Source organism: Actinoplanes sp. NPDC049265 (assembly GCF_043197135.1).
Lineage (GTDB): Bacteria > Actinomycetota > Actinomycetes > Mycobacteriales > Micromonosporaceae > Actinoplanes.
This window is the reverse complement of record NZ_JBICSP010000043.1, coordinates 1-22,700: the sequence shown is the minus strand read 5'-3', so window position 1 is coordinate 22,700 and position 22,700 is coordinate 1. Positions and strand designations below refer to the sequence as shown.

The 22,700-nt window shown below is 65.9% G+C and carries 13 protein-coding genes; 5 read left to right on the top strand and 8 right to left on the bottom strand.

The annotated features are described in order from the left end of the window. Positions 1–61: 61 nt before the first annotated feature. The 3 genes from ACGFIO_RS43875 to ACGFIO_RS43865 form a co-directional block, all read right to left on the bottom strand. Positions 62–1,348 carry a protein kinase gene (locus tag ACGFIO_RS43875; protein ID WP_392837133.1) on the bottom strand — a complete coding sequence of 429 codons (1,287 nt, stop codon included), beginning with the start codon at positions 1,346–1,348 and terminating at the stop codon, positions 62–64. A 308-nt stretch (positions 1,349–1,656) separates the two neighbouring features. Then, a complete protein-coding gene (locus tag ACGFIO_RS43870) occupies positions 1,657–2,553 on the bottom strand; it encodes an SAM-dependent methyltransferase (RefSeq protein ID WP_392837131.1) in 897 nt (298 codons plus the stop codon). A 5-nt stretch (positions 2,554–2,558) separates the two neighbouring features. Then, entirely contained in the window at positions 2,559–3,017 is a 459-nt protein-coding gene (locus ACGFIO_RS43865) for a GbsR/MarR family transcriptional regulator (RefSeq protein ID WP_392837129.1), read from the bottom strand. A gap of 420 nt (positions 3,018–3,437) precedes the next feature. Between ACGFIO_RS43865 and ACGFIO_RS43860 the strand changes: the two genes are divergently transcribed. The 3 genes from ACGFIO_RS43860 (at position 3,438) to ACGFIO_RS43850 (ending at position 5,373) form a co-directional block, all read left to right on the top strand. Continuing rightward, positions 3,438–4,256, top strand: coding sequence for a hypothetical protein (locus ACGFIO_RS43860; protein ID WP_392837126.1), 819 nt, complete (start codon positions 3,438–3,440; stop codon positions 4,254–4,256). Between the two features lie 485 nt (positions 4,257–4,741). Beyond that, a complete protein-coding gene (locus ACGFIO_RS43855) occupies positions 4,742–4,966 on the top strand; it encodes a hypothetical protein (protein ID WP_392837124.1) in 225 nt (74 codons plus the stop codon). Continuing rightward, a complete protein-coding gene (locus tag ACGFIO_RS43850) occupies positions 4,957–5,373 on the top strand; it encodes a PIN domain nuclease (RefSeq protein WP_392837121.1) in 417 nt (138 codons plus the stop codon). The genes ACGFIO_RS43855 and ACGFIO_RS43850 overlap by 10 nt, the downstream gene beginning before the upstream one ends. 410 nt (positions 5,374–5,783) lie before the next feature. On the opposite strand, the gene ACGFIO_RS43845 is transcribed toward ACGFIO_RS43850, so the two are convergent. The 5 genes from ACGFIO_RS43845 to ACGFIO_RS43825 all read right to left on the bottom strand — a co-directional run bounded on the left by ACGFIO_RS43845 (position 5,784) and on the right by ACGFIO_RS43825 (position 14,543). Beyond that, on the bottom strand, positions 5,784–6,290 hold the full coding sequence (locus ACGFIO_RS43845) for a pyridoxamine 5'-phosphate oxidase family protein (protein ID WP_392837119.1): 507 nt from the start codon (positions 6,288–6,290) through the stop codon (positions 5,784–5,786). A 25-nt stretch (positions 6,291–6,315) separates the two neighbouring features. Further along, a complete protein-coding gene (locus ACGFIO_RS43840; protein WP_392837117.1) occupies positions 6,316–6,819 on the bottom strand; it encodes a MarR family winged helix-turn-helix transcriptional regulator in 504 nt (167 codons plus the stop codon). Positions 6,820–7,213: 394 nt separating this feature from the next. Continuing rightward, positions 7,214–7,609, bottom strand: coding sequence for a PIN domain-containing protein (locus ACGFIO_RS43835; protein WP_392837115.1), 396 nt, complete (start codon positions 7,607–7,609; stop codon positions 7,214–7,216). Positions 7,610–7,629: 20 nt separating this feature from the next. Next, the gene (locus ACGFIO_RS43830; protein WP_392837113.1) at positions 7,630–8,034 is read right to left on the bottom strand and encodes a hypothetical protein; all 405 of its coding nucleotides are present in this window, start codon (positions 8,032–8,034) and stop codon (positions 7,630–7,632) included. Positions 8,035–8,528: 494 nt separating this feature from the next. Continuing rightward, complete coding sequence (locus ACGFIO_RS43825) at positions 8,529–14,543, bottom strand: LamG-like jellyroll fold domain-containing protein (RefSeq protein ID WP_392837110.1); 6,015 nt, start codon at positions 14,541–14,543, stop codon at positions 8,529–8,531. A 441-nt stretch (positions 14,544–14,984) separates the two neighbouring features. Here ACGFIO_RS43825 and ACGFIO_RS43820 point away from each other — a divergent pair, with 441 nt between their 5' ends. Together ACGFIO_RS43820 and ACGFIO_RS43815 are read left to right on the top strand one after the other, a co-directional pair. After that, entirely contained in the window at positions 14,985–21,950 is a 6,966-nt protein-coding gene (locus tag ACGFIO_RS43820) for an RHS repeat-associated core domain-containing protein (protein ID WP_392837108.1), read from the top strand. Beyond that, complete coding sequence (locus ACGFIO_RS43815) at positions 21,943–22,449, top strand: hypothetical protein (RefSeq protein ID WP_392837105.1); 507 nt, start codon at positions 21,943–21,945, stop codon at positions 22,447–22,449. The genes ACGFIO_RS43820 and ACGFIO_RS43815 overlap by 8 nt, the downstream gene beginning before the upstream one ends. Positions 22,450–22,700: the final 251 nt, after the last annotated feature.

Sequence of the window (22,700 nt, the reverse complement as noted above, 5' to 3'; positions counted from 1 at the left end):
CCATACGACGGAATTCACGGCAGTGGTTCGCCGTCCGCGTCGGGCGGCTGGGTGATCTTCATCATGCTGCCTGACTGCCGAGCCACCAGACCGCCAGCCGTTGTCCGGATCTGCCGCGACTGTGGCGCGACAGATGCCTAATTCCGCCCCATCTGCTGTGTCCAACCTCGATCGATGGTGTCGAAATCAGGGATCGAGGCATCGCCACCTCGGTTGGGTGACGAGTACCGAAGCCATCTAGGCGCTCGGCGAGGGCGAAGAAGGCTGGCCTGACTACCTCCTCGCGCATCCTTTCCCATGACCTCGCGATCCGGGTGTACGTAGTAGTCCGGTCGTCCGCGCGCCGTTGGTGTCGAGCAGTCAGCGCAGCGATACGCGGCTCAAGATCTTCCCCACTAGCGAAAATTGGCTGATCAGCAGGCGGCTTCAGCATCGCTGACAACTCCTCTGCGACCTCGCGCATTGAGGGTCGAGACGTCGGATCGCGAGCCGTGGACCTCTCGATAATAAGATCCAGCTCTGGAGCGTATTTGTAGTCGACTCGTGCGGTGAGTCGACAGATTTCGTCGTCGGCGCGGTGCGCGCCGGGGAATGGGATGTTTGCTCCGGCCACCAGGACCCATAGGGTTTTTGCGAATGAGTAGACATCGGCGGCCGCGGGATCTGCTTCATCGGGGCATTCCCGCATTTCGGGTGCCATGAAGTCGGCCGGACCAAGTTTGCGCCCATGCCTCGTTAGCGGTGTTCCATTCGGGTATTTGACAAGTCCAAAATCACCAATGCACCATGCGCGGTCGAGGCGAAACAAGTTGTCAGGCTTCAGATCTCGGTGCGCGATGCCCCCTTCTGCAAGGGCTGCAAGCGTTGCGCTGATCGCGGCCATCGCTTCGACAACGCCCTGTGTCGCTCGATCGCCTTCCAGGGCGTCACGAAGTGGAACGGCCAGAGGCATCACGTACCAAACCTTGCCGTTGCTGTCCAGGTCGTGATCCACGATCGGTACTACTCCTGGGCGCTGCCGCTGAGTGAGTAGAAAACCAATCTCGTTTCGAAAGCGGCCGAAGCGCTCCGCGTTGCGCTGGTTGGACAGCACTTTGATGGCAGCCGTGCCGTCATACCCCGGTCGCGTACAACTCCACACTTCGCCGTTGCTACCTTGGCCGAGCGGCTCAGCCAGTAGCCAACGTCCGACCGAGTCACCTAACTGACAAGAAGGCTCACCGATCGCTGAGATGTCCTGTCGAGACCCTGGAGCAGTTGAGGTCCGGAGTCCGTGGCGCAGCCTTGGGTGAGACGGCGTATCCGTTGTGGCTATGACATCACGCCGGACACCTTGCGCTGTAGTCACTCAGCTACCAGAAGAGGCCATGTCCATCGATCGGACATGGCCTCTGAGCTGGTGGACCGTAGTTGGCAGATTAAGAACCGCATACCCGCAGCTCAGGGCCAAATCGTGACGCTACCGGCGGTACGCCGTCGCACGACCTGACCGATTCAGCGGCCGCCGCCCGCCGTAGCGCCACCATGCCGATCCGATCGGCCCATCGTCGGCGCTGCGGCCGTGGCCGCCCGCCCACCACTGCTGGATCACGAACGCCAAGGCGGCAACCTCCTCGCCCAAACCCTTGCAGAGATGTTGATGATGATGGTTTCGGTTCAGGTGTGAGCCTCGTCGGTCGAGCGGTCGGCGTACACGAATCGTTCGATCTGCGACACGGTCAGGTCTCGTCCGAGGGGGCTGAGGTAACGATCGGCGTACTCGGTGGGTCCGACTTGTTCGTGTTCGGTCCAGCCGTAGTCGCGTAGCAGCCCGGGCGTCTCGTCGGGGAGCAGCCCGAAGTGCCAGACGTGGCGTTTGATGACGAACTCGCGCCGTGCCGGTGCGGCGCCGTAGTCCTCGGTGCCGTCGAGGAAGTCGCGGCGGATGTAGGTGAAGATGAGCCGGCTCCCGGACGTGGCCGGGGTGAGACAGGCGAGTGTCTTGCGGACTGCGTCCTCGGTCAGGTACTGGGTGACGGCCTCCCAGACGAACATGGCCGGTTCGTTCCAGTCGAATCCGCCCGCGGTGAGCGCGGCGGTGAGATCGTCGGTTTCGAGATTGACGGCGGTGAGGGTGGTGTTAGCCGGTAGCCGGCCGTAGGTCTCGATGAGGCGGCGGCTCTTGTAGGCGATGTTGGCTTGCAGGTCGGTCTCGAACGAGCGGGCGCCGGTCGGTGCCACGAGGCGGGCAGGCCGGGTGTCGAGCCCGGCGCCGAGGAAGACGAACTGTTTGATGCCGTCGTGCAAAGCATCGCGGACCTTGTCGTCGGCATACCGTTTACGGCACAGCATGCTGGCCCAGAGTCCCTGCGCCTTAACGTCGGTGGCCCGGACGAGCAGTTGGTAGACCGGTTTCCACCGGCAGGCGCCGACGATCAGGCGTTGGCTGGGTGGTAGCAGACGAACGGCGTCCGGGTCGTCGAACAAACGTTTATCCGCTGGGAGGATCTGTTCGCATGCGGCGATGACCATCGGGCCGAAGGCGGTCTGTGCCGCAAGTGGTCGTGCTGTCATCGTCGCTACTCCTTGGCTGCGCGGGTGGATGAGGGCAGCGGTGGCGCGTTGTCGAAGATCTGTTGCATCCATCGGAAGACTTCGTTGGCGGCGGCGAGGCGTCCACCGCGATCGAGTGACGGACCGGCAAGGGGGGTGCCGTCGTGCAGGATGTTTCCTAGGGAAGCCAGCGAGGCGATCTGGCGCTGGACGACTTTCTCCCAGGCGTCGTCGTCGACGCGGTAGTACACGGTCCGGCTTGCCGGTTTGGTCAGGACGCGGACGAACCCGACGGAGCTGAGCAGCCGGAGGTTCGTCGACAGCGACGCCCGGCTGGCACCGATCGCGGTCGCGATCTGCTGTGCGGACTGCTCGGGCGGGTCGCAGATCATCAGCCAGCCGAGCACGCGCCCTGCGATCAACGGCACGCCATCTTGGTCCGAACAGTACTTGGCGAGCCGTTCGACCCATTCCAGCACGTCCACCGACGGTCCGACTGAGGCATCGTGATTGGACTCTTCAGTGCCGGATGGCTGTTTCATAGGTTTCAGTGTTGACTGAAACATGCGGTCTGTCCACTGCGAAGTGCTGACGAGCGGCCTACCCCCTCGGCTCGCCGGCGGAGGAACCGAACCCCGCACGACCGCCGTACGGCGGCCTGTTCAGCCTTAGGACAACGGGCCGCCCGGCCCTGGCGGTCTCCTCGCGATCCTGCCTACGTTGCCGTCGAATCGCCGCGGTCGGTTCGCGTCACCCTGGGGCGTAGCGGTCACCTGGAGGCTCACATGGATATCCCGTCGGTACCTGACATCCGGACCGATGATCGCGGCCGGCCTCACCCTTTGGACGTCCACGGTGGGAAGGCCCGCACCAGACTACGGTTGGCATGGGCGACGAGTGGACTCGTGCTGGTCCTGAGTGGCGCCGCCGCTACGGGTGGGCTTCTAATCGATGGTCTCTATCCTGAAGCGGCGGTGGCCGCGGCGGCCTTTCGCGGCAACGATCTGGCCACCATGATCGTCGGCATGCCGGCGTTGACCCTTGCCGTCATCGGCTCCATACGCGGCTCGTTGCGAGCGCATCTGGCCTGGATAGGGATGCTCGCCTACTCGATCTACAACCTCGCCTACTACGTTTTCGGCGCGCAGTTCAACGACCTGTTCCTGCTCCACGTGGCCGCATTCGTGTCGTCAGTGTTCGCCTTCGGGCTGGCACTGACAGCCCTCGACGTCACCTCGGTTGACGGGCGGTCCGCACCCCGCACGCCGGTCCGGTGGATCAGCGTCCTGCTGGCGCTCCCGGCAGCGGCGATCTTGGTGCTGTACAGCGTGGCGGCGGTGCGATTCGCCATCACCGGACAACAACCGTCCGACGTGCTGCCCATGCCGTCGCAACGGGTACACCTCGCCTACGCGCTCGACCTCACCCTGCTCGTTCCCGCGGTTGCCCTGGCAGCGGTTCAACTCTGGCGCCGGACCGCCTGGGGCTACGCCCTCGGCACCGCGGCATGCCTTGCCGTCGGCGTCTACCAGCTCAACTACATCATTCAGAAGATCTTCGTCGCGGAAGCGGGCGTTGCGGGCGTGACATCGTTCGATCCGCGCGATCTGCCCGTACCGGCGGTACTGCTCTCATCGGCCACAGTGCTGCTGCTGGGTCTCCGCAAGACACCAACGAAGTCGGTCCCGGCCCCGACCGCCGCAACAAGAACGCCCGGCACCTAAACTTCGCGCCACGTCCGGCGGCGCCAACGCCCAGACCGGCAACGCATTGAGCTCCTCATCATCTCTGCGCACGAGCCAGGCGGCCCCGGTTACCGGGTGGCCGCCATCGTGACCGCCTTAGCAGGGGGTAATCCCAGCTCACCATATGTCTGACCGACATGGTTCGCGCACTGCCAACAATCGATTCACGTTTGCCCAGGTCAGGGCCTATTGCTGGACCATAGTTGGCAGATTAAGAACCGCATACCCGCAGCTCAGGGCCAAATCGTGACGCTACCGGCCGCACACCGACGCGCGACCTGACGGGCCCGGCTCCGATTCCACCCGTCGAATGCCGCTGCCGATCCGCTCCTACGAGCGCATCGAAAGCCCGTCTGATCGACAGCATCCCGACCAGCAAGACCGGCCTCCGATCGACGACGCGGCGGCCCCTCGCCACAGCGTGGATGATATCGTGATATCACCACACGCTGTGGAGGTGTGTCATGGCCAACATCCTCATCCGCGATCTGAGCCAGGAAGCCGTCGACCGGATCGACGCTGTCGCGGCAAACCTCGGCCTGTCCCGCAACGAATACCTCCGCCGCAAACTCGAAGAGGGCCTAACACCCACCGGGAAACAGACAGTCACCGCCGACGACTGGCAACGGTCTGCGGAGGCCTTCGCCGACCTGGCCGACCCAGCGGTGATGGACGCAGCATGGCGGTGACGAGCTGGCTGATCGACAAGTCCGCGTACGTACGACTCCAACTCGACCAAGCCGCGAACCGAGACGAGTGGAGTTCACGCATCAGCCGCGGCCTGGTCCGGCTCTCTACCATCACCCGACTCGAACTCGGCTACTCGGCGCGCTCCGGAGACGCCGGACGCCGGCAATTCGCCCTTCCCCCGCTGTCGCTGATGCCGATCGAATACCTGACGCCCGCCATCGAGGACCGCGCCTTCCAAGTACAGATGTTGCTGGCCGACCAAGGCCAGCACCGCGCCCCCTCGATCCCCGACCTGCTGATCGCCGCAACGGCCGAGAAAGCATCGCTGACGGTTCTCGCCATCGACAAGGACTTCGACCTCATCGCCACGATCACCAGACAACCCGTCCAAACCTTGGACGGTTGAGATCTCCACCCCGAACCACTCGCGGCCATGCCGTCGATCAGGCCCCATCCTGCCGACCGATACCGACACCCTGACAAGGAGACTGCCGGTCTGGCAGCCAACTATTCCCGCGGGTCGTCCTACGGGCTTTGCTGGCGTTGACGACGTAACAGGCTGGCAATCGGTTCGCTGGTTCCCCGAGCCCGGCGTACAGATCAGGCTCGGGGGGCCTCGTGGAACGCTTCGAACTGGAACCCGGCGCGGACAAGCGCCATGACGACGTCACCGACCGGCCATACGAAAGTGGAGAACACCGGAGCAGGCTTCGATGACAGCGGCATGTGCGTGCGTGTGATCAACCAACGGGTGAACGGTTGAGCACCGGTCACCCATTGGATGGATGAGGACCGGCCCTGGTGCGGCTGCGATAGCTACAAGACTGTTGGGAACCGCCAGCGGGTTGCGCTGAAACCTTTGGTCTTCCCGAAGCCGAAGATCTGCTCGGGGTGGATGGCATAGACGGCACGGATGATGCCGGGGTCGTCGGCTACGAAATGTCCGTCAATGACCTGCGGATGCCACCACGCGTACTTGCGGGGAAAGGCGTCGGCGACGGCTTGCAGCGCGGCGGTATCCACGAGCTGCTCGGCTGTCCCCTCGATGGTGAAGTCGTACTTCTCGCCTGCCACCGAAACGGCGACGGCCGGATTCTGGACGAGGTGCCGCGCCTTGCGAGCTGAGACCTCGGTGTTGAACACCAACGTGTCGGTGACCCAGACGGCAAGAACCGGCACGGCGTGCGGACGGCCGGCCGGGCTGACGGTCGCGACGAGGTAGGTCTCAGCTTCGCTGATCTTGGCCAGCGCACCGGACCAGTCAAGGTCCAGGCGGGGAACGGTGACACGTGACCGCAGCGTCTCGCTGATGGGTGTGGTCATGACATCCTCCTGTCGGTGTGCGGTATCAATCCACGTCGAGCGGTCGAGGTGCGCCGATGGAGTCGAGGCGGGCCAGGATCGTCCGGGCGATGCTCGCCAGTGCGTCCAACTGCTGGTGCGTCAGAGCGTCGATCATGCAGCGCCGCACCGCTTCGACATGTCCCGGCGCGGCCTGGGTGAGGGCCGTCAGGCCATCGTCGGTCAAGCAAACCGTGAAGCCGCGGCCGTCCCCAGGGACGCTGACTCGCTCGACCAGGCTGCGCGCCGTCATGCGGCCGAGTTGTCGGGACAGTCGGCTCTGTGACCAGCTCAGCCTCGACGCGAGGACGCCGACACGGACGGCTTGGTGCTCTGCGTCGGCGAGCGTCGACAACACGTCGTAGTCGGCCATCGAAAGCCCGGACGACTGCTCGAGGTCACGAGCGATCTCGGCGTCCAAGCGCAAGCGCATGCGCCGGTAGCCCAGCCAGGCTGCCATCTCATGGTCGTCGAGCCATCGGTCCACCGACCCGCCATCGGTTGTTGACATGTAAAGCATCGTACACAAGAAGTATTACATGTAAAGTATCGGTCGGCGAGGAGCCGGAGGCCGGGCAGAAAGACGTCCAGCATGTCTTCTTCTTGCACACCGAACCGATCGACACCCCGGTCTCCGGGCCCAGGCCAACCCCGCCACGGCCAAAACACTCCACTCGCAGACCACGCGACGAGACATCCGCATATCAAGCAGACCCGATTCCAATGGCGGGCGGGTTCCGGCCAAGGAGCGTGGCCTCCACCCCGCCTCTACGCTCAGCGCATGACTGTCGCGCGGCCTCATCGACCGTCCGCGATCCGACGTTCTGCTCTGCCGCGATTGGTGCGCCCGGCTGAGGGCCGTTGGCACACCCTTACCCGGTTCGCCGCTCGGATGCCCGGTCAAATTACACGTGCACTACGGCGATCCGCTGGTCTTTGGGCCGTTCCGGCTCCTCCACGAGGCGGGCCAGCTCGTCGGGGTCGCTGGTCAGCAGGAGCACGGGGCGCGGTAGCTCCAACGCCGTCGCCGCCACCACCGCATCGATGGCATACCTGTGCCCGGACAGCCCGACCGTGCCAAGAAGTTCTCCCGCTCGCCGACCGAGTTCCTGACTCACCGGGAGCACGACGACTCGGGACAGCACGCGATGGACCGAAGCATCCCGAGGCCCGCCCCGGACCACCTCGGTCAGCGTGATGGCGCTGACCACCACTCGGGCGCCACGTTCGCGTGCTGTTATCAGGAAGGCGCGAACTCGATCGTCTCCCGAAGCAAGCTTGGCGAGACCCTCACTGTCCACGACAAGTGTTCCGCCGCTGCTCACCGAGCGTCGGGCCACGAACGCCTCGCTTCATCCAGAGCCTCGTCAGAGACCGGTCCGTGCTCCGACTCCAGAAGGGCCGCGATTTCCCCAAGGAGGTCGAGCTCAAGCTGCCTGGCAACCGCTTCGGTCACATACTGGCTGAAATCGCCCCGCCCTACACGTTGCTGAACAGCAGCCGTGAGGTCTTCGGGCATGGAGACGCTGACCTTACGTGCCCGGCCCACCAGCCGAAGCCGGCCAGATTCCGGCGAGTGGACGCTCAGAAGCCGCATCGCTGCAGCTTGGAGGTCAGGCGACGCCTTGCCGAGGTCGTGTGCGACACCCTGCAACTCCGCCAGCGAAGGCTTGTTGCCGGCAGGTTCCTCGGGCGAAGGGACCGGCGGCAGAGGTTGTGCACTCACAGAATCATGCTGCCGCCGGTAGCAAGCAGAGGCATATCCTTGTCCAGGACAGCGGGCCTGCCGCGCACCTGCGCGATTCACCGCATATCCGTAGCTCAAAGCACTTCGAGCGGAACGATTCTTGAACTGCCAACAATCGATTCGCGTTGGCCCTGGTCAGGGGCTTGGTGGACCATAGTTGGCAGAATCAGAACCGCATCATTGCAGCTCAGGGCCCCGACGTACCGGTCACCGCCGTCCGGCGGCGTCGATGATCTTGCTTCGGCAGCAGTGAGTTGGGTTGTCGGCAGTTTGCGCCGGGCGCCAAGCCGCCGCAGCAAACCCGCAGACCAGTTTCCTCGGGCAGCTCGTGGCGCCGCGGCTCCGGCCGTTCGGCATCCGTCACCCTGACAGGGAACAAGCTTTCCCAAGAGCCAACAATGCCGCCGGGCGAGCCTCGCCGAGACATGCCCGCCAGCGAGGCCCCGCGGGTGGCCCTTTCGTCCGCCGGATGGTCAGAGAGTGCTCAGCCCCTTGATCGCGTCCGCGGTGAGGAGGCCCTGGTAAGTGCGGACGGCGTCGATGTCGCCGGGGAACCACTCGGCAGTGCTGCCGTTGCGGCGGGCTCGTCCGGCGGCAAAGGCGCCCGGGGCGTTCCACGGCGTCGTGGTGGTCATCGCGGTGCCGGCGACGTCTCCGTTCACGTACAGAGTCACGGTGTTGGCGCCGGCGTCGTAGGTGGCGGCCAGATGGGTCCAGGTGTTCAAGGGTGTGCTCGCGGATGCGACCGCGGCGGTGCTCGTGGTGGTGTTCTGGTCGGCGTCGGCGCTGGTGAACCGCCAGCAGCCACATTGCTGGTTCCATTGCAGCGCGAAACGGCTGGTGTTGGTGCCGTCCTGGCTGAGAACGGTGTAGGTGCCGTCGGTGCGGGTCAGTTTCGCCCAGGCGGCGACAGTGAAGGACTGGTCGGTGCGCAGCAGTTGCGGGGCCGTGACGGCGGCGTTGGTGCCGTCGAGGTGCACCGCTTTCTCGTCCCAGTCGAAGTGGCCGGGTTCGTCGTAGGTGGCGCTGCCGGCGAGGGTGCCGTCGTTGTGCTCGCCTGAGGTGTCCACGGCGGTGGCCGGGTTGGCGTCGTCGTCGAGTTCCCAGCGGGCCACGGGGGTGGCGGCCGCGTCGTTGGCGAGTTCGGCGTCGTTGCCGGCTCGGTTCCAGATCTTGACGTCGGCGATGTCGCCGGCGAACCAGCTGGTGTCGCTGCGTCCGATCCAGGTAGGCCCGTTGGGGTCGTTGAAGGCTTTGACGTCGTCGGCGGCGCTGTCGGCGACGCCGTCGACGTAGACGGTGAGGGTTTGCAGGGTGGCGTCGTAGGTGGCGGCGAGGTGCGTCCACAGTCCGGTGCGGGCCGGCGCGGACGAGATCGCTTCGTGCCAGGTGACGGCGTCGCCTGCGGCGGCGGAGGGCATTTGCACGACCCATCGGTCCGAAGCCTGCTGGTAGCGCAGGTACAGGGAGGCGAAGCCGTTTCCGGATTCGCGGGCGATGACGGTGCGGTCGCTGGTTTTGTCGGTCAGCCTGACCCAGGCACTGACGGTGAAACTCTGGACGGTGTTGGTTTTGAGGTCGGTCTCGGCGTAGCTGCCGGTGCCGTTGAAGGTGCCGGCGAAGTGTCGGGCGACGCGCCCGGGACTCCAGCTCACCTGGTGCAGCGTGGCGTCGTGGGCGGTCCCGACCCCGGCGGTGTCGCTGGCGGTGGTGCCGCTGCCCTCGTTGAACTTCCAGACCGCGACGGGCTCGGCCCCGGGATCGGTACCGCCGGTCGGGTCCTCGGTGGCCCAGTCCTGACCGTCGACGTCGTTGAGGTACTGCTCCGCCAGCTCCCGGTAGTAGTCATCGTTGGGCGTCGGGGGGTTTCCGGCCTTCAGGTAATCCTCGTGGGTGGTGCTGGCGTTGTGGTCGCTGTCGGCAGCTACCGCCGCCGCGAAGTCGACCGTGTTGTCGATGGTGGCCTGCAGCGCGTTGCTGCCGTTGATGCCGAGGATGTAGTCGTTGACCAGCCTCCGGGCTTGTTCCTGCGCCGTGGTGGCGGTGGCGATGAACGGTGGCAGCGTGGCGAGGTAGATCTTGAGGGCGCCGGTGTCGCCGCGGGGGATGCGGTTCGGGTTGTTCGCGTCGTCGGTGGTGAAGCGGCGCAGCTGGACGGCCAGGGCGGTCAGTTTGTCGGTGACCGGGCCGGCGCACGCCTGGGCGGTGGCGGCGGTACAGGCGAGCAGGTCGTTGGTTCCGGCGGAGATGAGCACGGCGCGTACGTTGTTCTGGTTGAGCACCGTTCGGTCGAGGGTGGCCGTCGCGGTGTTCGGCTCGCTGGCCGTGATGGCGGGGAGCTTGGCTTTGCTCGAGCCAAGGTTGAGGACGCCGAACGGCACGGTGTTACCGGTTGCCGGCGTGCTGGCGAGGGCTTCGGCGAGGCGGTTGTCGAGCTGGCTGCGTCCGTCACGGGTAGCGGTGTCGGCGTTGACGGTCTGGTCACCGAAGAGCACGACCGATCCGGCCGGGTTGGAGGGTGCGGTGGTGACGTCGATGCCGGCCAGGAACGGGGTGCCGAGCATGGCCGATGCGGTGAAGGCGGTGGCCGCTTTGTCGCCGGTGTGGTCGCTGTTGTCGGCGGCGCTGACATAGACGGGGGTACGCCCGTCCTGGTGCCCCGACAGCGCGGGCAGGGTGCCGCGGACCTTGATGCTGATCAGCAGGCCGGTACGGTCGGGGGCAGCGAGGGTGATCGGGTCGCTGAGGATGTCGGCGCCGGCGGGCAGCGTGAGTTCGCGTGCTCCGCCGAAGGTGACGGGCAGCGGGGTGGCGGCGGCCGTTGCCCCGCCTGTGGTGGTGTCCTGCGCGGCGAGTGAGACGGCGTCGAAGGTGACCGGTGTCTTGCCGAGGCTGTTGGCCAGCCGGACGCGCAGTTGGTGGCCGGCGGAGGTGCCGATGCTCAGCTGGGCGGGAATGCGCACGGTCTGGTTGTTCAGGGTGGCGTCGACGGTGGTGTTTCCGCTGGTCTGTTTGACGGTGGCGGTGTCCTGGGCGGTGGCCCAGCTCCCGGTCCAGCGCACGGGCGCGGTGCTGCTGCCGGTGGCGGAGGTGGGGCGGATGCCTAGCCCGAGGATGTGCAGAGCCGGGACGCCGCCGGCGACGCTGTTGGTGACCAGCGGCAGGGTGATGCCGGTGACCGGGACCCCCGGGCAGGCCAGCGGGACGGTGATGGCGAAGACGCTGACCGGCACGTTCTCCTGCGTAGCGTTGCTCTTATTGCGGCGCGCCAAGGTGAGTGCGGCGTCCGCCGGTGTGGTGGTTGCCCAGTCGGCGATGGAGTCGAGGGTGAACGTCTGGCTGGTCACGTCGCAGCCGCTGCCGTAGGTGATCGTTCCGCGCCGGTCGGCGGGAATGGGGCCGGTGGCGAAGCCGGTCAGGACGACGGCGTTGCCCTTGGTGACGACGCCGGTGGCCGGGACGGTGATCAGCTGGCCGGAGGAGAGCATGTTGTCCGAGGCGCCGGTGCCGTACGCGGCGGGCAGTGTGATCGCGGCCCCGTTGACGGTGACGGTGCTTGCCGGCGTCCACCCGGTGGCGCGCAGCGAGCCGGCGTCCAGGCTGATGCCCGTACCGGTGGCGTCGGCCACGGTGACGGTGGGATTCGTGCCGGCGGTGTAGGTGCTGATGCCGGTGTTGTTGAGGCAGCGGGTCGTGTCGTTGATCGAGCAGCTCAGCGCGGGGGCGAGCCGGAACGCGTCCACCGCGGCCTGATAGCCGGTCGAGGCGGTGTTCTTACCGGTCACGTCGAGGGTGATGGTGTGCAGTCCGGCAGCCAGCTGGCGTGGGGTGCTGCTGCTGTCCTTGACGATGCCGAAGTTCCGGTACGTCGTCAGTACGCCGGTGCCGTAGGCGTCGAACCCGGTGATGAGTGTGGTTGCGTTCGCGGTGCCTTTGTCGAGGGTGAGGGTGTAGGTGCCGTAATCGGCGGCGGTGGTCAGGTTGGCGCCCATCTCCCAGAGACCGGAGGTCGGCAGGTCGATGTAGAAGGTGGCGCTGTCACCGTTAGCGACCTTGCTGGTGGTGGACCGGTTGGCCAGGAACGCCTGCGCGTCGCTGATGTAGTACCGGCCGGGCTTGGCCTCCTGGGCGACCATCATGGCGGTCTGACTGGTGGTAGTCGCCGGCGGGACGACGGTGGTGCTGCCGTCGCCGTTGGTGGCGGTCCAGCCGCTGATGAGTTTGTCGCCGGTGGCGAAGATGGGCGTACTGCTGCCGGCGTAGAAGGGGTAAATCGTCTGCGCTGAGGTCGAACCGGCACGGTCGACGGCCTTGGCGACGATCTTGTGGCCGCCGGCCGTGCCCGGCGGGAAGGTGACGCCAGCGGACCCGTTGATCACGACGCCGGTGCCGGTGCCGGTGCCGTTGTCGTTGTCAGCCGTGGCCAGGTACACCTTTCCCGGCTGGATCACCGTCGAGCTTTCCCACTTGGTGCCGTCTCCGGCTTTGGTGACGCTGCTCAGGTCGCCGTCGAGGGTGAACAGGTAGCCGTTGACGTTGTTCGTCTTGTCGGCGATCAGCTCGAACACGCCGCGATCGGTGTATGAGCCACCGAGCTGGTTGGGCGGGAACTGAGTTGACTTGATCTGTGGTGGGTTGGGCTTCTTGGTGTCGACGGTGAATGCCTGGGTGGTCGACCAGACGCCGCCCCAGACGCCGGAGGCGTTCTTGATGGCCGCTTTCCAGGTGTAGTTGCCTTCGGGCAGTGGTGGGGTCACATGCCATGGCGCCCCGTTGAGGGTGTAGCCGCTCGCGGGCCCGTACCCGGTCCGGACCTTCAGGCCAGCGAGGAAGATTTGGTAAGTGATCTGCACGTTCTCCTGCTGACCGTTCACCTTCGGCGTGAACCCCTGCGCAGACAGCGTCGGGGTCGAGTTGGTGGTCAGCCGTACGCCGTTGTCGATGACCGACGGCGTCAGGGTCGGATTGCCGGTGCCGTTGAGGAACTGCGGCTTGTAGCTGTAGGTCACCGACAGGGTGGCGCCCCCACCGTAACCGAGTTGCTTCCAGTGGAACTTGTCGCCTTCGTCGGCGGCCTGCACGAGGAAGGTGACGTTGCTCATCTGACTGGCCGAGGCGGCCTTGATGTAGCTGAGCACGTTGAAGTTGAGGCTGGCTGGGCTGACCCGTTCCTTGGAGGTGTTGCAGTCAACCTGGCGGCTGTTCACGCTGGACAGCAGGCCGCTCTTCTTGGCCGGTTGTTTGCCCCAATTCAGCGCCGAGGCATTCCAGGCACTCGGGCGGGCGGTGGCGTAGACGACGGCGGGAGTGTTGCTGCAGGAGGAGGCGTGTCGTTCGACCACGTACAGGCTGGCCGAGAAGATCTGCGCGCCTTTGATGCCCGAGGTGTTCATGTGGTAGTAGGTCCGTGCGGTCTCGCCGGCGCCTCCGGGCCACTGGTCCAGGCCGATGCGGGCGCTGGTGGCTCCGGTCCTCGAGGTGGAGTTGTAGTAGTTCCAGCCGTTGGAGGAGATCCGCGCCCAGTGCAGCTGAGACGGGGACGGGGAGCCGGACCAGACCGGGTCCACGTACACGGGGAAGGTGGTGCCGGCCCCGGTGAGCAGATTCTGGTCGAGGGTCAGCCGCTGCTTGCCCTGCTCGATGTCGATCTGCACTTCGGCCATGTTGCGGCCCGGCTGCTGCGGGCCCGGAGGATCAGCCGAGGCGCCACCGGCCGACGCCTTGGCGGCAGCCGCGGGCGGGGTGCTGTCCCACATCAACGCGGTGTCGGTGTGAAAAACCTGCTCACCGCTCGCGATGTCGACAGCCTCGGCACCACCGTTGGCGGTCTCACCGATACGGACGTTGCTGCCGGTCAGCCCGAAGTCGATGGTCTGCAGCGCCCCGGCGCGGGCGGCGTCGCGGGTCTTGACGACGAACACAGATGAGTAGCCGGTCGGGTCGGCGGTGATTCGCAGGTCGACGCCGGGATACACCTCGGGGTAGGTGGCCGTGTCGCCGTTCACCACCGGAGTGGGCAGGGCCTGCGGCCAGGTGAAAGAGATCTGGCGGGAGCCGTGCTTCATGGTCAGCAGGGCGGTGCTGCGGTCGGCGGCGATGGTCAGTCCCGTGGTCGCCGCGCGAGGCGCGTATCTGCCGTCGCTCTGCCGGACGAGGGTGGTGTCGATCGGAACCCAGGTGTCGTCCTGTTTCGCCCGCTCGGGTGCCGAGGAGTGGATCGTCGTGAGGGTGCCGTCCGGGTTGGCACTCGTCGTGGAGTATTCGTCGGTCAGCCGCGGTACCGGCACCTGCCGGGCTTCGGCGCGGGCCTTGCTGATCGCGGCGGCGACCGGGTCGGCCGGCGGTACGGCACGCTTGCCGGCCGGTGTTGGGTGGGCGGGCACCGCGGCGTGCGCGGGCGGCGCGACTGTCAGCAGCCCAGCGGCCAGAGCGGTGAGGACGGCGGTGGTCAACGACAGTCGGCGCCGGTACGGCGCGAGGGACACCATCTGCCTCGGGGCTCCTTCACTGGGCGCGTGGCGGTACCGCGAACGCGAACGGCCGTCATTGTCAGCCGCCGGACCGCCGGACTTCGACCCAACTCGATGCCCAAACCCAGAGTGTGGGTTCAATCACACAGCGAAATCTCAGAATGAAACGTCCTTTGTGGATCAAATTAGGACACCGCACGTTCGGCCGCGCCCCGTACGCTGAGCGCGCCGCTCCGGAGATCGTCCGGCATGAATGGCTTGCGGCGCCGCGTACGGGGAAGGGCGGGAAGTTTCATGCTGTCCACCAACGTTGGCCGCACTCTGCTGCCGGTCGGCCGGCGGCGCCTCATTGCGCTACCGGTCGTCGCCGTCATGACGATCTCGGGCCTGACCGTCCAGCATCCGGCAGAAGCCGCTCCTGCCGCTCCTATGCTCCCCGCGCCGCCTAAGGAACCGGCGGTGAAGCTGGTGGCGCCGCGTCCGGCGCCGAGGGTCACGCCGCCCAAGCCGTACACGAAGTTCAATCCCGCCGCACGGGCGTCGCTGCCCGGCGCGCAGCAGGCCACGGTGGCACTGCCCGCCGCCGGCAAGGTCGACGGCCGGTCCGCCGCGCCGGCACCGGTGAAAGCCGGCACAACGCCGATCTCGGTATCGAGGGCACGCTCCGGCCCCGCACCCCAGCAGGTCCGGGTGACCACCGCCGACCAGTCGACCGCGCAGGCCGCCGGCGTACACGGCGCGCTGTTCAGCCTGAGCGCCACCGCGGGGACGGGGACGGTCGGTGTCGATGTCGATGCGTCCAGCTTCAGCAACGCCTACGGCGGCGACTACGCCGCCCGGTTGCGCCTGGTCCAGCTGCCCGCGTGCGCACTGAGCACCCCGCAACTGGATCGTTGCCGCACCCAGACGCCGCTCCGGACCGCGGTCACCGCGCCGCTGGCCACCCGGCTGCCGCTGGCCGGCCAGGACGTGGTCGTGCTGGCGGCGACCGCCAAGGCCGACGGGCCGACCGGTGACTACAAGGCGACGAGTCTGTCTCCCGGCGGTACCTGGTCGGCCGGCGGGAACACCGGAGCATTCACCTACAGCTACCCCATCGCCGTGCCCCCGCCGATCGGCGGCCTGGCACCGACTCTCTCGCTCACCTATGACTCGACCACCCAGGACGCCCGGACCGCCGGTAGCAACAACCAGTCCTCCTGGATCGGCGACGGCTGGAGCTCCACGCAGAACTACATCGAGCGCACCTATCAGTCCTGCAGCGAGATGGACGACTCCGGTGCACCGGCCGGCAGCGGGGACCTGTGCTGGTCCAGCCAGATCCTCACCCTGTCGCTGAACGGGCACTCCACGCCGATCGTCTACGACGATGACCTGAATACCTTCCGCCCGGCCGATGACACCTCCACCACCAAGATCGAGGACCTGACCGGAGCCACGAACGGCACCGATAACGGTACGAAGAACCGCGAGTACTTCCGGGTCACCCAGGACGGCGTGCAGTACTACTTCGGGCTCAACCGGCTGCCTGGCTGGTCCGGCCAGAGGACCACCGACTCTGTCTGGACCGTTCCGGTCTACAAGGCCCACGGCGGCGTCGCCGACTGCCCGGACGGCGTGTTCGCCAACACCGCCTGCACCCTGGGTTACCGTTTCAACCTCGACTACGTCGTCGACACCAACAGCAACGCGATGGCGTACTACTACCAGCCGGAGAACGGCTTCTACGGCGCCAACGCCAAGAACACCGCGGTGCCTTTCATCCGCGGCGGCTACCTCTACCGCATCGACTACGGCATGACCAAGGCGACGGTCTATTCGGCGACCGCGCCCGCACAGGTGCTGTTCGACACCACCGAACGCTGCATCAAAGGTTCCCCCGCCGGCAACAACTGCGACGACGGCCAGTTCACCGACAATCACCCGGAGTACTGGCCGGACACCCCGGTCGACTTGAACTGCGTCAAAGACGCGACGAACTGCGTCATGCACTCACCGAGCTTCTGGTCGCGTAAACGGCTCGCCTCGATCACCACACAGATCCAGGTCGACGGCACGCCCCAACCAGTCGACCGCTACGACCTCACCCAAACGTTCCCCGACGGCGGCGACCACGCACCCACCCTGTGGCTCGAGTCGATCCAGCGAACCGGGAAATCCCGTCTCGGTGAAGCCACGACGGATACCACCACGCCGGCGGTGACCTTCAACCTTGAGCAGCTGCCGAACCGGGTGAAGAACGACGGTCTGCCACTGGCCTATCACAACCGGATCCGCAACATCACCACCGAGTTCGGCGCGGAAACCATCGTCGACTATGAAGCGGCGCCATGCTCGGGCCTGCCCGACAGTGACCTCGAGGATCAAGAGGACACCAAGGCGCAGCAGTTCGCGTCGACCAACACCACGGGATGCCAGCCGGTCTACTGGACCCCGGAGGGCCAGCCCCGTCCGCTGATCGATTGGTTCCACACCTACCGGGTCAAACGGGTCTCCACCATCGATCAGCACAATCATTACCAGGACGGCGACATCAGCCTGGTCAGCGAGTACTCCTACGCAGATCCGGCGTGGCACTACGACGACAACGAAGTGGTCAAGAAGCGCTACCGCACCTGGGGCCAGTTCCGCGGCTACGGCGAGGTCGATCTCACCACCGGGGACCCTTCGACGTTCCACAAGAACGACGGTGCCCAGGTCTTCGACCAGAAGACCCTCACCAAGGCGTTCTACTTCCGCGGCATGAACGGTGACACCCTGCCCGGGGGACGGACCCGCAGCGTCGATCCGCTGACCAGCCAGGACGGCACCGTCACAGTCGCCGATCACGCCGCCTACGCCGGCCGGGAGTTCGAGACACTCACCTACACCGGCGCAGGCTCTGCCGCGTCCGTCGACAACGCCACCATCACCGTGCCGACCATGATCGGCCCTACCGCCACCCGCAGCCGCACCGGCCTGCCCGCACTGACCGCGCAGATGGTCCGCGACGCCAAGACGCTGAAGCGGCAGAAGGTGTCCACCGGCTGGCGTCGCACCGAAATCGACACCTTCTACAACACCACACTTCGGCAGACGACCACGGGCATGCCGACGCAGGTCGCCGATCGCGGAGACGTCGCCGCCTCGGGCAACACGACCCAGTGCTCGTTCACCCGCTACCTGGACGGCGCAGCCGCCGCCATGGTCGTACCAGCCGAGAAGATCACCACCGACCAGGACTGCCCCAGCGCCGGCGCAGCCCCCGCCGGGAACCTGATCTACGACGAACGCACCTCGTACGACGGCAACCCGTTCGCCACCAACGCCGACCCATCGCCGGCACGCCCGGCCAAGGGCAATCCCACCCTGGTGCAGCGTGCGTCGGCCGCCTCCGGCGCCACCGCCAGCAGCTTCATCGACATGGTCGAGACCGCATACGACGACTACGGCCGCGTCAAGAGCGCCACCAGTACGCCCCGGTCGACCGCACCCGCCGGCGGGCTGAGCAACGCCACCTACAGCATCGCCCAGACCACCTACACCCGGTACACACCGGCGACCGGGGCCCTGCCCAAACGGGTGGACACCATCACCCAGGCCAGCGCCGGCAAGAACTGCGCCGCGGTCACCACATCGTCCGCCGACTGCCACTTCTCCTCGGTCATCATGGAACAGGCGCGGCAGCTGCCGCTGACCAAGACCGACGCCGCCGGGCAGAAGACCTCCCTCACCTACGACGCCCTCGGCCGGCTCACCGCGGTGTGGCTGCCCAACAAGGACAAGGCCGTCGGCGCCGAAGCCAACCTGAAGTACACGTACAAGATCTCCAAGACCAGCCCGAACGTCGTCACGACCCAGACCATGCTGGAACGGCCGGCCAACGCGACCAGCAGCCCGTATGCGACCAGCAAGGTGCTCTACGACGGCCTGCTCCGGCAGCTGGAAACCCAGACCGACGGTGAGAACGGCACCACCACCGTGTCGGACACCCAGTACGACTCCCACGGCTGGACCGTGCTCGTCAACAACGCCTATTCGGTCGCCGCACCACCGTCCGACACGTTGTTCACCGATCGCGTCGGCGCCGACATGCCGTCGAGCACGGTCACCGAATACGACGCGATGGGCCGGCCGACCCAGGTCACCGAGGAGCACGACTTCCGGGCGACCTGGTTCACCCGTACCGCCTACACCGGCGACACCACCACCGTGATCCCGCCCACCGGCGGTGTCACCACGACCAAGACCACCAACGCTCGCGACCAGCTCACCCGCCTGCAGCAGTACACGACGCTGCCCACCGTCAGCGGCAACCGGACGACCGGATACTCCGTCAACGGCGGTACCAGCCAGAACATCACCTACCAGTACGACGCGGCCGGCCGGCTCACCACCACCATCGGCCCGGCCGGCGACAACGGGACCGCCGGCACCCAATGGCGGGACAACTACGACCTGCTCGGCCGGATCACCAGCCACATCGATCCGGACACCGGCACCAGCGTCACCAACTACGACGACGCCGGCAACGTCACCTCCACCAGGGACGGCCGCAACAACTGGCTCGACTTCACCTACGACCTGCTCGGCCGCAAGGTCACCGCCATCGACCGCGGCGCGAACTTCAAGTACGCCTCCTGGATCTACGACACCCTGCGAATCGGGAAGCTCACCGCCTCGACCCGCTGGGTCAAGAACGTCTCGACCGGGTACACCGTCGCCGTCACCGGCTACTCCGTACTGGGCAAACCCGCCGGTCAGCGCATCACCCTGCCGAACGAAGAATCACCGCTACCGCGCGAATACACGACCACCTACGCCTACACACCCAACACCGAGCTGCTGACCAGCCAAACCGAACCCACTGTCGGCCGCCTCAGCGGCGAGACCATCGACTACAACTACACGGCGCTCGGCAGCCCGACCAGCACCGTCGGCGTCCAGGCGTACGTCGCCGGCACCGTCTACAACAACAACGGGCAGCCCAGCCAGATCACCATGGGCTCCGCGACCACCACCGCGGCCGTCGACTACGTCTACGACGCGCAGACCCGCCGACTCACCGGGCGCACCCTCAGCCGTACCCAGAGCATCGGACCGCAGGTCGACCAGACCACCTACACCTACGACCCCGCCGGCAACCCACTATCGGTCGTCGACAAGCAGTCCGAGACCGGCAACACCATCACCGACACCCAGTGCTACCGCTACAACAACCTCGCCCGGCTCACCCAGGCATGGACCGCCGCCGGTGACTGCCCCGGCCCCGCGACTGCCGAGCCCGCCGCAGGCTCGATCGCCGCCGGCCCCGGCTCCTACTGGCAGACCTTCACGTACGACAAGACCGGCAACCGCACCCAGCTCGTCGACCACTCCACCACCGGCGACGCCGACACGACCACCACCTACACCAACGGCTGCCAAGCCAACTGCAACAGCACCGGCGCACAGCCCGACACCCTCACCGCCACCACCGGCGGACCCCAATCCAGCACCTTCCGATACAACACCGTCGGCCAGCTGATCCAGCGGACCCCGGCCAACGCCGCCCAACCCGGCCAGAACCTCACCTGGGATTCCGAAGGCCGGATCGCCAAGGTCGCCACCACCGGCGCCAACCCGACCAGCACCACCTACCTGTACGACGCGGACGGCAACCAGCTCATCCGACGCGACCCCGGCCGCTCCACCTTGTTCGCCGGAGACAGCCAGGTCGTCGCCGACCTCACCAGCACCCCACCGGCGCTGCTGGGCGCGTCACGCATCATCACCCACGGGGGCACCGGCGACGCGGTCGCCATCCGATCCACCCTCCCCGACGGTGGCAACCACTACATCATCAGCGACGCCCACGGCACCGCCGGTATCGCCATGGAGACCACCACCCAGGCGCTCTCCCGGCAGCAATACAAGCCCTACGGGGAACCCCGCACCACCACCAACCCCGCTATCTGGCCCGACCCCGTACGCGGCTATCTCGGCGCCCCCAAAGACGCCACCACCGGCTACACCGACCTCGGCGCCCGCAAATACGACCCCGCGCTAGGCCGGTTCATCAGCGCCGACCCGGTCCTCGATACCAAAGACCCGAACCAACTCGGCGGCTACACCTACGCCGGCAACAACCCCATCACCCTCTCCGACCCCGAAGGCCTCCGCGCCAAAGATCCCGACCTCGACGACAACACCGGCAAACCCAAGCCGATCAACCCGCCGAAATATCGGGACCCGCCCCAAGGCAGTGGGAGACCGGCCCACCCGTCGAGCTCGGGCCAATCCAAGAAAGAAGACCACGGATTCTGGGGAACCTTCGTCGATGACCTCAAGGCCACCGGCACCGGAACCTTGCAACTCGCCTGGGACATGAACCAATGCAGCACCTCCTACTACGGGAGGGACAACTGCAACAGGCTCAAGTCCACCGCCATCGACCAAGCCAAGTTCTACTGGGATCTGAACCAGTGCAACATCTTCGGAACCCTCTTGGGAGATCCGCTCGGCGGCTGCGCGAGGGCGACGCAAAAGCTCGGGTGCACCTCCGACGCCAGCGCAACCGAATGCGCCGGACACCTCACCTTCTTCGTCGCCTCCATCGTCGCCACCGAAGGCGTCGGCCGCCTCTTCAAAATGCCGATCCGATGCGCAGGAAACAGCTTCGCACCAGCAACGCCAGTCCTTATGGCGGACGGCTCCACTAAACCCATATCCAAGGTTGAAGTAGGAGATCGGGTTCTAGCCTCCGACCCCGTCACCGGATTCACCCGCTCTCAACAGGTGACCGAAGTCCACATCAACCGTGACACCGATCTCGCCGACCTGACGGTCAAAACACGGCACGGAGCGGCCACTCTCCACACCACACAGCACCATCCGTTCTGGAGCATGACGCAGGGTAGATGGGTGGATGCTGACAGTGTCGAGACGCTGGAAATTGTCGCTACGCGTTACGGCACAGGTGTTGCTGTCCTACACGTCCGGAATTTCAGCGGCAGCGCGGCAATGTACAACCTCACCGTCAACGCCATACACACGTTTTACGTCTTGGCGGCCGAGACCCCGGTCCTAGTCCACAACTGTGGCGGCGCCGTAGAAGGTGAAAGCGGGTTGGCAGCGGCCGAGCGTGCCCGTAATGAGGCTGGCTTGAAGCCCGACGGCGCACCGAACCGCCAGTCACCCGTCTACGTTGGGGGCTACGACGCAGAAGGCAATGTGATGGGCACGGGTAATGGCCCTCGGGGCAGCGAAATTCATGCGGAGGATATAATCCAAGACCGTATGCCTGGCGCGAAGATGACTCAGCCTTACGCTTGGCGAAGGAATAAGATTACGGGTGAGCTGGATTGGAGACCTCATACAGTGTGCCCGAGGTGTCAAGCAAAATACCCGCCATCCATGTTCCCTCCCGGCACCGTTGGTGAATCTGGAGGTGTGTGGGGTGACTAAGGTGGGCACTGGCCCTGCCGGTCTTGCGGAACTGCTGATCGAAGCAACTGATTGGGGCAGCTATCGGCAGATCGACGGCGTCCCGGCGGCAGACATCGGCCAAATCTTGACGTCGCTTCTCAGGTCGGATCCCGAGATGATCGATGCCGTCGAGGACTCTTTAGAAAATAGGATTGCCCCCCAAGCCAATCTATACAGTGTGGCTGAACCAGCAGTTAGCGTCTTAGCGGCAGCATTGGCCGGACCCAGGCCGCGCTGGGTTCGAATTACAGTGCTTGAATTAATGTTCTTGATCTTGTCTGCTGCGCCAGTCGCCGATGAGGTCGAACGCGGAAACGATGCCCTTGGCGAGCGGTGCATCTCCCGAGTTCGGGAATCGCTCTGGCTAATAGCGCACGAGGCGCTGTCCGACCCGAGCTGCTATGACGCTGCACTTGACGTACTTACCATCGCTGATCCGGCGGGGACTGCCACCAATCTTGTTCGATCAATGCATTGACGTAGCATCTCGTGTTTAGACCCGCGCTGAATCAACATCGAATTGCTCGGCGGATCCCAAGCAGCCGCTGCCGGCTACCGGCAATGTCCGCCCGGGTCCGTCCTTGCCGCTTTCGCATCGGCGATAATGCGTTTGTAGACGACGTACCGATTCCGCACTTTTAATCCTTAGGTTCAGGGTTCGAGTCCCTGGCGGCCCACCCTTTTTGCCTGCGGTTTCACCCCGCCCGACTGTCCACGTTGGTGTTTGGA